Origin of the sequence: Nocardiopsis endophytica (assembly GCF_027706725.1) — a bacterium.
GTDB lineage: Bacteria > Actinomycetota > Actinomycetes > Streptosporangiales > Streptosporangiaceae > Nocardiopsis_A > Nocardiopsis_A endophytica.
In genome coordinates, this window is sequence record NZ_JAQFWQ010000170.1 from 1 (window position 1) to 11,563 (window position 11,563).

Below are 11,563 nucleotides of genomic sequence, written 5' to 3' on the forward strand. Positions count from 1 at the left end.
CGGCTACCCCGGCCGACCCGGCTACCCCGGCCGACCCGGCTACCCCGGCCGACCCTGACACCCCGTCCGACCCTGACACCCCGTCCGACCCGGCCGGGCAGCCGCCGCGGTGCGCGTCCAGGTGCCCGCGCAGGGCGCGGAAGGCCAGGCCGCGCTCCTCTCCCAGCACGAAGGCCTTCACCCCGGCCTCGCGCCATGCCTCGTGGTCCTCCGGCGTGCGCGGCAGGGCGCAGTACGGCACCCCGTGCTCCACGCATGCGGCGTGGATCCGCCGCAGCGCGTCCACCACCACCGGGTGCCGCGTCCGCCAGGTCACCCCGTAGGACTGCGACAGGTCGGCGGCGCCCTCCAGGACGAGGTCGATGCCGCCCCCGGCCAGGATCTCCGGCAGGGCGTCGACCCCCTCGGCGTCCTCGATCATCGGGACCACCATCACCTCCTCGTTGGCGCGCCGCACGTACTCGGCCAGGTCGATCAGGCCGAACCCGGGAACGCGCCCGCCGTTGAGGCTGCGCATGCCCTCGGGCGCGTACCGGGCCGCGCGGACCGCCGCGTCGGCGTCCGCGCGGGTGCGCACGTGCGGGACGACGACCCCCATGGCGCCCGCGTCCAGCACCTTGAGGATCGCCCCCGGATCGTTCTCCGGCACCCGCACGAACGGGGTGAGGCCGACGGCCTCGGCCGCCCGCACCAGGTTCTCCAGGCCCTCGGGGTCGACCAGCGCGTGTTCGGCGTCCAGCACGACGAAGTCGTATCCGGCGCAGCCGATCATCTCCACCAGCACCGGGTTCGGGATGGAGCAGAACAGGCCGTACACCTCCCGCCCCTCCCGCAGGGCCGCGCGGACCGCGTTGGGCTTCAGCACCGCTCCGCCCCCGTCCCGGACAGCGGGTTGGGCACCGCGTGCACGCGGAGCTCGGTGTCGGGCAGCAGCCGTCGCGTGGTCAGCTTCTCCACCTCCAGGGTCGGCTTGAAGACGTCGAACAGGGCGAAGCGGTCCTCCATGCCCTCCAGGCCCGCGAACCGCTTCTGGTAGGCGCGCACCTCGTCCCGGACCAGCGACCAGAACTCCTCCTCGTCGAACCCGTAGGCGTCGTCGAGGAACAGCGCCAGCTCGCCGACGTTGACGAAGAACAGCGCATCCAGCAGGAAGTCGGCGACCTGGGCCGGGTCGTCGGTCTCCAGGAACGAGTTGGCGTTGACGTGGTGGGGCGGCGGGGCGGCCAGGTCGGGCCGGTCCCCGGGGCGGGCCAGGTGGCCGGGGGAGAAGCGGATCCCGTCGTGGAAGTCCTTCAGCGCCACCCGCTCGGGCACCCCGTCCCTGTGCACCAGCACCATGTTCTGGGCGTGCGCCTCGCACGCGATGCCGTGCCGGAACAACAGGTGCAGCAGCGGCAGCACCCCCGCGCGCACCACCCCGCGCACCCACGGACGCACGCCCTGCGCCCGCACCCACGGGTCGACCACCGGGGTGCCGTCCAGCTCCCGGGCGGTGAGCGCGGTGAACGGCACCGCCCGCTCGTCCGCCCGCAGGAACGGGTGGATGCTCTCGCGCCAGATGCAGGCGAGCGCGCCGTAGGTGTCCGAGCGCACCATCTCCGCCGCCGGAGGCGGGTCGACGGAGGCGCCCATCACCTCGCCGAGCACGATGGTGCGGCACTCATCGCGCAGGTACGCGTCGCCGTCGGCGACGCCGCGCAGCCAGTCCGACACCAGGGGGGCGTTGGCCACCGTGTGCGGGGCCAGCACCCGGCTCGTGGAGGTGTTGACGATGGACAGCGCGAGCTTGAGGTAGGGGCGCTCGGGCGCGTCCCGGCAGCTCAGGGTGCGGATGGACTGCTGGGCGGCGAACGCGTGCGGGTCCTCGCCCAGCGGCACGACCTCCTGTCGGCGCAGCTGGGCGGCCCACAGTGGCGCGATGTGCTCGCGCCACTGCCACGGGTGGACGGGGACCAGCGTGTAGTCGCCGGGGTCCAGCCCGTCCGCGGCCAGGTGCTCCCGGAACGCGGTCGCTGTGTCCTCGCCGAGCTGCCCCTCCAGGAAGGCGTCCTCGTCCAGCCCGGCCGCCGCCGACACCCGGGCGACGTCCCGGCGGGCGGCCACCCACAGCGGCCGGACCGGGTTCAGGAACTCCGGGCCGTAGGCGGCGTGGTCGTCCAGGTCGAACCCGATGCGGGACTTGTAGGCCGGGTGGTACCGGTGCCCGTCGGTGACCGTCCCCTCCAGGGTGTCGTAGTCGTGCCGGGCCATGACGTCGCCCCGCTCGGCGCGCACGTACTGCGCCAGCGTGTCCTTGACCAGCGTCGCCTCAAGCTCCCGGGCGAACCGGGCCAGGCAGTCGGGGTCGGCCGTGAGCGCCGGCCGCGCCTCGGCCAGGAACCGGGCGGGCGAGTCGGCCTCGGCGGAGGCGCCCCCTGCCTCCCGGCGGACCGGTTCGGGGCCGAGGGCCACGCGGCCGAAGCCGTACCGGCGGCGGGCGGTGAACACGTACCGCACGGGCTCCCCGCGGTCGTCCGCGCCCTCGACGGCGACAGTGCCGCCGCCGATGTCGGCGGTGCGCACCGCGTCCTCGTACAGCAGCGACTCCACCAGCTGGCGGAACACCCGACGCCGGACCGCGTCGTGGGCCGGGGCGCGCAGAGCGGCGGCGACCGGGGGCTCGGGAACGGGCGGGGCGGTCATCGGTTCACCTCGAACAAGGGGTTGGGGACGTCGACGTACAGGGGGTCCTCGCCCCGCCCGGCGAACCGGCTGACCAGGTTGGCCTTGGCGGGCAGGGAGGGGCGGGAGAGCAGGTCGGCGGCGCGGGTGCCGGGCCGGCCGGCCAGGACCGCGCGGACCGTGCTCCAGAGCGCGGCCTCGTCGGCGCCGGTGTGCCGTCCCAGCACGGCGACCACATGGCCGAGCTGGTTGGTCACCGCGTAGTAGCGCAGCCGCAGCCAGGCCTCGTCGTCGCCGTAGAGCAGCGGGCTGTCCGGGGCCGGGCCGGTGCCGGGGCGCAGGCGGTCCCGGCTGACGGCGGTGCCCTCCATGTCCCGCACCCGGAAGGCGGCGGGGCGGCCGCCGTCGGTGGCCAGCAGGGCGTTCTGCGCGTGCGCCTCGAAGGCCACGCCGTCGCGCTCGAACACCTCAAGCAGCGGGACCAGGGACACGGCGAGGTAGCGGCGCAGCCAGTCGGCGGTGTGGTCGGCGCCGGGGCGCGTGCCGGGGTCGGGGGAGCAGCAGCGCACCTCGCGCACGAGGCCGGGCTCCTCGCCGTCGCGCTCCTCCAGGAGGGCGGCGAGCACCTGGGGGGCCTGCCGCCCGTCGGCGGTGGGGGAGTCGCGGTAGAGCACACCGAGGTCGGCGGCCAGGTCGTCGCCGACGGCGGCCGGGTCGAGCGTGCGGAAGCCGGTCTCGGCGAGCGCGGCGAAGCCGGGGTGGTCCCACTCCGGGGCGAGCGCCGCGACCACGGCCGCGGCGTCGGCCGCCCGCACCAGGTGCGGCACGGGGTTGGTGCGCACGAAGTTGGTGATGCGCACGTGCAGCGGCAGCTTCCAGGAGGTGGGGAAGCGCGGGTCGCAGACGGTGCGCACCGAGGAGGTGGGGTAGACCCGCGCGCCGAGTGGGCCCAGGTCGGTGAGCAGGCCGTCGGCGGTCAGGCGCGCGACATCGGTGCGCGAGGCGAGGTGGCGGGCCTGCCAGGGGTGGACCGGGATCAGGGCGGAGGCGCCGTCCGGGGCGGCGCCGCCCAGGGCCTCCCGCGCCGCGGCGGCGACCGGGTCGGGGGTCCACGGGCCGGGGCCGGTGCGGCGCTCCAGCAGGATGCTCCGGTCCACCGCGAACCAGTGCGGGACGAAGGAGGCGCCCAGTTCGGGGGCGTAGGAGGCGAGTTCGTCGCCGAACCCTTGGACGCTCTTGGGCGTGGGGTGGAAGGGGTGGCCCAGGAGGACGGACTGCTCGGCGGCGCGGGTCGGGTCGTCGGGTACGCCGGTGCCGGTGCGGGCACTGGTGCCGGTGTTCCGGTGGTGCTCCAGGTACCGCGTGGTGGCGTCGACGCTGCTCCGGATCTGCTCGGCGAGCGCGCGCTTGCGGTCGTCGGCGTCGGGGACCGGGCCGAACACGCGGGCGGCGATCGCCTCCACCTCGTCGAGCACCAGCCGGACCAGGTCGTCCAGGTGGACGGGGGCGGAGGCGCCGCGCGAGGGCTCCAGCCGCAGGGGTGCGCCGTAGGCGTGGTGGCCGAACACGGAGCGGTGGACGACGGGTACGACGAGGGAGGCGTCCGCGACGGGGAGGGCGATCCGCGCCCGGTCGCCGCCGTCCGGGACGAGGGGGGTCCCGGATTCACGGAGGTAGGTGTTGAGGAGCCGCTGCACCGCGGCCCGCTCGGCCTCGGCGCGGGGGTCGGCGTGCGTTCGTGCGCGGTGCTCGGGCGCGGTGGTGATGGGCGTCATCGGACTCGTCCTCGGGGTGCGGAGGCCGCTGGGGCGTGTGCCTCGGGTGGTGTTCGGTGGGCGGTCGGTCGTCGGCGGACACCCATGGGGATCGCCGACGGTGCCGGAGGGGTGTCGTCTCCGTTCGGCGGTCTCGGCGTCGGCGTCACGGTTTCGGCCCGGTCCCGTCGTCCCGTCGGGGCCTTGCCCGGCGGCCCGCCCATCAGCGGGCGGCCGAGGGCCGCCGTACGACTCCGGTGGACGCCGTCGTGCCGGGCGGCGTCCGTGTGTTCCTGCCGCATCTGCGGGGGAGAGGTCATTTCCCTGCTCCAGGTCTGCCGTGTGAAGGCGGGGCGGTCGCCGACGAACACATGGGCGGTCGGGCCGGGCGTCCGTACACCGGCTCTTGACCTCGTCTTCCACAGCGCTGTAGCGGGGGCGGCGGAGGACGGCCAGGGGGCAGGGGTGACCGCCGGGACGGGGCGGCCAGGGGCCGCCGGACCGTTGGGGACGCGGCCGCGAGAGCCGACGACCGGTCGGACCGCCCTGCAGGCTGTTCGCGTCACAGGTCTGGATGTCATCTCCCACCTCGCTCACGGACGGGACGGCGCCAGCCGGTCGGGGACAGGACTCGGGGCGCCGCCGCGCACGCCCCACGCCGCCAGGCCCGACGCCGCGAGCAGCAGTGCCCCGATCGCGGCGAACGCCGCGGGCGCCGGGAGGAGCCCGGCCATGAGCGCCCCCAGCAGCGGGCCGATCACCTGGCCGGTGTCGACCAGCCCGTTCGCCGTGCCCAGCGCCGCGCCCCGGCTCTGCTCGGGCACCACGCGGCAGACCGTGTGCTGCACCGACTGCACCAGCGCCGCGAAGCAGAACCCCTGCGCGGCCCGCAGCGGCAGCAGCGCACCCGCCGACGCGGGCACTCCCTGCAGCGCCACCGCCACCCCGCACCCCGCCGCCGCGACGGCGAAGCTCACCGCCGGCCGCCCGCGGTCGTTGCGGGCGCCCCACCACGGGCCTCCGGCCAGGGACGCCGCCCACGTGGCCGCCTGCAGCACCCCCACCCACACCGACGCCGCCGCCACCGACCCGGTCAGCTCGGCGACCCGCGGCGCGAACACCACGACCAGCGCGAACACCGACGCCTGGCCGAGCATCCCGGCCGCCACCAGCGACCGCCCGCACGGGTCGGCGGCGATCCGCCCGATCGTCGTGCGCAGCCCCGGGCGCGCCGGGCCGCCGGCCGCCGGGCGCGCGGCCCGCCGGTTCGGCAGCAGCACCGCCGCCAGCGCGGCGGCCACCACCAGCAGCGCGGCCACGCAGCCGAACAGCGCGCCGAACCCGAACCGACCGGCGAGCACACCGCCGACCAGCGGCCCCACCAGCGACCCCGCCCCGGTGGCCCCGAACAGGGTCCCCAGGGCGCGGCCGCGGCGCCCGTCCTCGGCCAGCGTGCTCGCGTACGTCGCGGTGGCGCCCACCACCCCGCCGCAGGCGCCCTGCAGCAGCCGGCAGGCCAGGAAGAGGGCCGGGCCGTCGGCCAGCGCCATCAGCCCCACGGCCAGGGCGAGCCCGGCGTGCGCGCGCACCACCATGGCCTTGTGGCCGTACCGGTCGCCGACCATCCCCCACAGCGGGGCGGCGGCGAGCTGCGCGACCGCCGGGGCGGCCAGCGAGACGCCGGTCCACCATGCGACCTCGGCGGGCCCCAGCCCCAGGGACGCCAGGTAGAAGGGGAGGAGCGGCACCACGACGGTGAGCCCCGCGACGGCGGCGAACTGGCCGAACCACAGGGTGCGGAACGCCCGGCGCTCCGTCTCGGGGACGGGCGGCGCCATCACCGCACCACCGCGGGGGCCGGGAGCAGCGGGTTGGGCACCCGGCCGGTGTCGGCGGGCATGCTCACGCCCGTCGAGCGGCCGCGGCGCAGCAGCGGCGCGAGCACCCTGCGGTGCGGCCACTCCCGGGCGCGCAGCACGTGCTCCTCGACCAGCGCGGCCACCGGCCCCGGCAGGTCGAGCCGGTCCAGGCAGGACTCGACGGAGGCGCGCAGCGCGCCCCAGAGCACCCGCTCGTCGGTGCCGGAGTGGCGGGCCAGCGCGTCGGCGATCCCGTACAGGTTGACCTGGAAGCCCAGCGTCTGCAGGTAGCCGAGCAGTTCCTCGGGGCGCTCCAGGCTCAGCGACTGCGGCGCGCCGGGCTTGACCCGGTACCCCGGGTCGGGCGTCCCCGCGGCGGCCATCAGCTCCGGGCACAGCCGCAGCGTGTCGTGGTCGCGCAGGACGAACCGGCGCACCCCGCCGTCGGCCAGGACGGCCACCGTGTTCTGCCCGTGCAGCTCGGGCAGGACGCCGTGGCGCAGGAAGGCCAGGCCCATGGCGCAGAACGCCTCGGCGACGGTGCGGAACAGGCCCACCGGATCGCCGGGGTCGAATCCGGCGGCCGCCAGGGCCGGGCCGAGCACGTCCCAGTCGTGGGCGGCGAGCGCCCCCATGGGCAGCACCAGCGCGTCCGGATCGGCGAACAGGCCGGGCGGGTAGCGGCGCACCTGGGCGGCCAGGTGGCCGGGCCGGTCGGCGAACGTGTCGTCGGCGCCGGGCGCCGACCACCCGCACCAGGTCCGCTCGTCGCACACCTCGACCAGGGCGCCGAGCACGGGGTCGGCCCCCAGCAGGTGCTCCATGCAGGACTGCGCCCGCTCGCCGTTGTCCAGGTAGCGGGGCGGCAGCAGCCGGGCGGCGGCCAGTGTGGCCGCGCCGACCGGGAGCTTCAGGTGCGGCCCGGGCTCGGGGGCGGAGGCCAGGGTGCGCAGGGAGGAGGTCGGGTGGAAGCGGCCGATGTCCGGCCCGAGGGGGACGATGGTGCGGTCGGCCAGCTCGCGGGCGAACTCGGTCGGCAGGACGCGGTCCCACTGCCAGGGGTGGACCGGGACCGCCGTGTAGGCGTCGTCGTCGGTGCCCGCGGCGCGGGCCAGTGAGCGCAGCGTCTCGCGGCCGTCGTCGTCGAGCAGCGCGGCGGCCGGGTCGGCGGAGTCGGGGCCGGAGCCGAAGCGCAGGTGGTCGCGGCGGACCGCCGCCCAGTGGACGCCGAGCGGCTCGGCGCGCACCGGTCCGTAGCGGGCGACCTCGGCGGCCGACCAGCCGGAGACCGCGCGCGCCGTCGGGTGGAACGGGCGGTTCCGGGTGGCGGCCAGGCGCTCCCCGGCCAGCAGCCCGCCGGGGCGGGGCGCGCGGTCGGGAAGGGCGCCGGCGCCGCGCAGGACGACGCCGGCGTGGGCGACGGCGTCGCGCAGGTCGTCGGCGGCGTCGTCGGCGGCGGGGCCGTCGGCGAGCGCGCGGAGCGCCTCGTCGGGGGCGAGGGGGCGGGGCGCGCCGGGGGAGCCGACGTGCCAGACGGGCCCACGGGAGAGGCGGAGCCGCTGGAGGGCCCCGCCGTCGACGGCCCGGAAGGCGAGGTCCCCCAGTCGGCACCAGGCCTCCCCGGGGGCGAGGTCGGCGCCGGGGACGGGCGGTGCGTCCGCGGGGACGGCGTCCTCCGGGGCGTCCGGGCGGTGCACGGTGCGAACACCCTCGGAGGGGGAGGGGGCCGCCCCCGGTGCCGGGGCGAGATCCGGCACCGGGGACGGGAGCGTTCCGGACACGGCCTCCGGGGCCGACTCCGCCCCCGGGGCCGCCCCTTCCCTCAGCGCCGTGTCCACCAGGTCGCGCAGCACCAGCTCAGCGGGGTCAGGGCAGGTCATGGCCGCACCGTCCTCAGTACAGGTCCAGCCGGGTGCCCGCGCCCGCGGCCAGGGCGCGGCGGTACACCTCGGCGGCGCAGGCGATGTCCTCCACGGCCATGCCCATGGGGTTCAGCACGATGCGCTCGGTGTCGTCCTCGCGGCCCGGGCGGGTCCCGGCCAGGATCTCGCCGAGCTCGGCGTGCAGCGCCTCCCGGGAGAACCGGCCCTCCAGCACGAGCTGGTTGATGACCTTCTTCTCGCGGTTGCTCTGCTCCCAGTCGTCCACCACGACCTTGTCCGCCGCGAGGAAGACCTCCTTGTGCACGTCCATGATCGACACGTTCGCCAGGAACGACCCGGGCTTGAGCCAGTCCGCCTCGATGTAGGGGCTGTCGGTGACCGTGCACGGCACCACCACGTCCCCCGCGCGCACCGCCTGCTCGGCGCTCCCGGCGACCACCGCCTCCAGGTTCGGGTGCTCGGCGGCCAGGCGGGCGGCCAGCGCCTCGGCGGCGTCGCCGCGGGTGTCGTACAGGTGCACCGTCCCGATTCCGCCGAACTGCTGCAGCAGGGCGGCGATCTGCGTCGACCCGATGAGGCCGCAGCCGACCAGGGCGACGTCGGTGAAGCCGGGCCGGGCCAGGTGCCGGGCGGCCAGGGCAGTGACAGCCGCGGTCCGCCACGCGCTGATCAGGCCGCCCTCCATGATCGCCACCGGGTAGTTGGTGGCCGGGTCGTTGAGGACGATCACCGCGCTGGCCCGCTCCCGGCCGGTGCGGGCGGGGTTGTCGTGCTTGCTGCCGATCCACTTCAGCCCCGACATCCCCGGGTCGCCGACGTGGGCGGGCATGGCGATGATGCGGTCGGCGATGTGCCCCGCCTTGCCCCGGGCGCGCAGGTAGGGCTTGAGCGGCTGGACCGTGCGCCCCAGCGCGTGCTGCTGCAGCGCCTCGTCGAGGGCGCGGACGTACAGGTCGGAGCGGTCGCCCCCGACCGAGGCGACGTCGCCCCGGCTCAGGTACAGGATCTCGGGCTTGTCCGCGGGGGCGGCGTTGGGGTCCATGGGTGGGTCCTCCGGGGTGGGAGCGGCCGGGCACTGCGCCCGGCCGGGGCGGGAATCGGTCGTGCGTGTACGGCGGTGGAAGCGGGCGGCGCCCGGACGGCTAGAGCACGGCGGGGGTGCGGCGGCGGGCGCGCATCTGCTCCAGCCACGCGTCGTCGTAGACCATGTCGAGGTAGCGGTCGCCGCGGTCGGGGAAGATCGCGAGCACCCGGTCGGCGGGGCCGAGCCGGGGCAGCGTGCGCCGGATCGCGGCGACCACGGCGCCGCTGGACCCGCCGGCGAAGACGCCCTCGGCGGCCAGCAGCTCGCGGCAGCTCTCGGCGGCCTCCACGTCGTCCACGTGCACGACCTCGTCGATCTCCTCGGGGCGCAGCAGCTCGGGGACGCGGCTGGAGCCGATGCCGGGGATCTCCCTCGGGGCGGGCGCCCCGCCGAAGATCACCGACCCGACGGCGTCCACCGCGACCACGCGCAGGTCCGGGAAGCTCTCGCGCAGCCGGCGCGCGCAGCCCAGGATGCTGCCGCTGGTGCTGACCGGAGCGAACAGGTACGACGGCGGTCGGACGAGCTGCCGGGCCAGCTCCGCGCCGGTGCCGTGGTAGAAGGCCTGCCAGTTGCGGTCGTTGGCGTACTGGTTGACCCACACGGCGCCGGGGATCTCGGCGGTCAGCTCGCGGACGCGGCGGATGCGGGTGTGCAGGTAGCCGCCGGCCTCGTCGGGCTCGGTGACGGTCTCGACGGTGGCGCCCAGGCGGCGCAGCAGGGCCTTGTTGGCGCTGGTGGTCTTGGGGTCGACGACGCAGACGAAGCGCAGCCCGTGGACGAGCGCGGCCATCGCCAGGGCGATGCCGAAGTTGCCCGAGCTGCTCTCGACCACGGTGCCGCCGGGCCGGATGGACCCGTCGGCCAGGCCGGCCTCCACGATGTGGCGGGCCGAGCGGTCCTTCATGCTGCCGCCGGGGTTCATCAGCTCCAGCTTGGCCAGCACTTCGGGGCCGGGCCCGGGGAAGAGGCGCCGGAGGGCGACGACCGGGGTGTCGCCGACGCAGTCGAACAGGGATTCATGGACCGATTCGCGGGAGGGTTCAGGGATCGGTTCGCGGATCGGAGGCGGGTGCGGGAGGCCGGCGGCCTTTTCGGCGGTCACGGTGCTCCTTCGACTCTCGTGCCCGGTCCAGGGGCGCGGAGGACGCGGTGGGCAGGGGGAACGGGGCGTGCCGGAGCAATATAAGGGCAGCCTTCCCTAAACCGTCAACACCGAACACGGTGGCGGCGGGCCGGTCCGTTCCGGTATCGCGCGCGGCCGCGTGTGCGGGCCCGCCGCGGAGGGCGGGGAGGGCCGCGCGCGGTGTCGTCTTCGTCGCATCCGGGCGACACCGCGTCGGCGCACCGGGACGGCGGGGGCGCTGCGCCCGCCGGTCGCCGCGTCGGCGCATCGCGCGTCCCACCTGCGGATTCACGGTCCCGGCCTGCCCGTGGGCCGCGAGGGCGGACCGGGTGCGCGCCCGGTCCGCGGGGGTGGCGGGGTGTCCGTACCAGTCGGTAGGCATTCCTGGATCGCACCCGTACGGACCTGGTCTGTCATGATTTCGTGCTCGGACGGGCACCTGTACCGGACGCCCCGGCCCGCCCCGATCGCTCCCTGGAGAGGCCGCACGTGACGAAGCCCACTTCGCCGCTGTCCGACTTCATTCGCCGCACCCTCGACCACCACCGGATGAGCTACCGGCAGCTCGCCGAGGCCGCCGTCGACCCGGAGACGGGGGAGCGGCTCGACCACCGGTGGCTCAACGGCCTGGTGAAGGGCCGGTACACGACTGCGCCCGCACCGGCGCGCCTCCGGGCGCTCGCGGCGGGCCTGCGGGTCCCGCCGGTGGTGGTGAAGAGACTGGCCGCCCAGCAGTTCCTGGACCTGGAGACCGACGGCGGGGAGGACGTCGGCGACGACGCCTACCTGATCTACCTCCAGGCCAAGCGCCTCCTGCCGGAGGACCGCGCGGTGGTCCGCGACCTCGTCCGCCGCCTGGCCGACTGCGCGGCACCGGCCCCGCCCGCCCGCCGCTGACCCACCGCAACGCCGCCGGGGTGGCGAGGCGGCGAGGCGGAAGGGACCACGGTCGGGAGGCAGGTCAGCGGAGTGTGGCGTGGAGGGCAGCGACGAGGAGAGGTCGGCGGCCCTCGGCGCAGCGTTGTCGGCTGTCGGGCGTGTGCGTGTTCGCCGTGATGGGCGGCGACGGGGTGAGCCGGGCGGTTCCCCGGCCCCGCCTGCCGTCCGGCGGGTTCCTCGCGGTTCCGGGCGGCGGCGCAGAGGCGCGCTGTCGTTGATCTCGGGGAAGTCGGGCTTATCGTGTCCGGTTTAACCCC

8 protein-coding genes are annotated in these 11,563 nt (G+C 76.3%); 1 reads left to right on the forward strand and 7 read right to left on the reverse strand.

Annotated features, from left to right (window positions below; all coding sequences use genetic code 11):
• The 7 genes from O4J56_RS30930 to sbnA all read right to left on the reverse strand — a co-directional run.
• Positions 1-865: HpcH/HpaI aldolase family protein (locus O4J56_RS30930; RefSeq protein ID WP_270690705.1), on the reverse strand; the 865-nt coding region annotated here is incomplete at its 3' end.
• The gene (locus O4J56_RS30935; protein WP_270690706.1) at positions 859-2,682 is read right to left on the reverse strand and encodes an IucA/IucC family protein; all 1,824 of its coding nucleotides are present in this window, start codon (positions 2,680-2,682) and stop codon (positions 859-861) included. The genes O4J56_RS30930 and O4J56_RS30935, both read right to left, overlap by 7 nt.
• Entirely contained in the window at positions 2,679-4,436 is a 1,758-nt protein-coding gene (locus O4J56_RS30940; RefSeq protein ID WP_270690707.1) for an IucA/IucC family protein, read from the reverse strand. The genes O4J56_RS30935 and O4J56_RS30940 overlap by 4 nt, the downstream gene beginning before the upstream one ends.
• A gap of 572 nt (positions 4,437-5,008) precedes the next feature.
• Positions 5,009-6,253 (reverse strand): MFS transporter, encoded by a 1,245-nt coding sequence (locus tag O4J56_RS30945; protein ID WP_270690708.1) that lies wholly within the window; start codon positions 6,251-6,253, stop codon positions 5,009-5,011.
• A complete protein-coding gene (locus O4J56_RS30950; RefSeq protein WP_270690710.1) occupies positions 6,253-8,154 on the reverse strand; it encodes an IucA/IucC family protein in 1,902 nt (633 codons plus the stop codon). Before O4J56_RS30950 ends, O4J56_RS30945 begins: the two co-directional genes overlap by 1 nt.
• Positions 8,155-8,167: 13 nt before the next feature.
• Complete coding sequence (gene sbnB, locus O4J56_RS30955; RefSeq protein WP_270690712.1) at positions 8,168-9,199, reverse strand: 2,3-diaminopropionate biosynthesis protein SbnB; 1,032 nt, start codon at positions 9,197-9,199, stop codon at positions 8,168-8,170.
• 100 nt (positions 9,200-9,299) lie between these two features.
• Positions 9,300-10,346 (reverse strand): 2,3-diaminopropionate biosynthesis protein SbnA, encoded by a 1,047-nt coding sequence (gene sbnA, locus O4J56_RS30960; RefSeq protein ID WP_270690713.1) that lies wholly within the window; start codon positions 10,344-10,346, stop codon positions 9,300-9,302.
• A 510-nt stretch (positions 10,347-10,856) separates the two neighbouring features.
• Here sbnA and O4J56_RS30965 point away from each other — a divergent pair.
• Positions 10,857-11,264: a hypothetical protein gene (locus O4J56_RS30965; RefSeq protein WP_270690714.1), complete on the forward strand. Its 408-nt coding sequence runs from the start codon at positions 10,857-10,859 to the stop codon at positions 11,262-11,264.
• Positions 11,265-11,563: the final 299 nt, after the last annotated feature.

Coding starts and splice junctions, on each gene's coding strand:
- O4J56_RS30935 (WP_270690706.1), bottom strand. CDS start 2,682: ATGACCGCCCCGCCCGTTCCCGAGCCCCCGGTCGCCGCCGCTCTGCGC.
- O4J56_RS30950 (WP_270690710.1), bottom strand. CDS start 8,154: ATGACCTGCCCTGACCCCGCTGAGCTGGTGCTGCGCGACCTGGTGGAC.
- sbnB (WP_270690712.1), bottom strand. CDS start 9,199: ATGGACCCCAACGCCGCCCCCGCGGACAAGCCCGAGATCCTGTACCTG.
- O4J56_RS30940 (WP_270690707.1), bottom strand. CDS start 4,436: ATGACGCCCATCACCACCGCGCCCGAGCACCGCGCACGAACGCACGCC.
- O4J56_RS30945 (WP_270690708.1), bottom strand. CDS start 6,253: ATGGCGCCGCCCGTCCCCGAGACGGAGCGCCGGGCGTTCCGCACCCTG.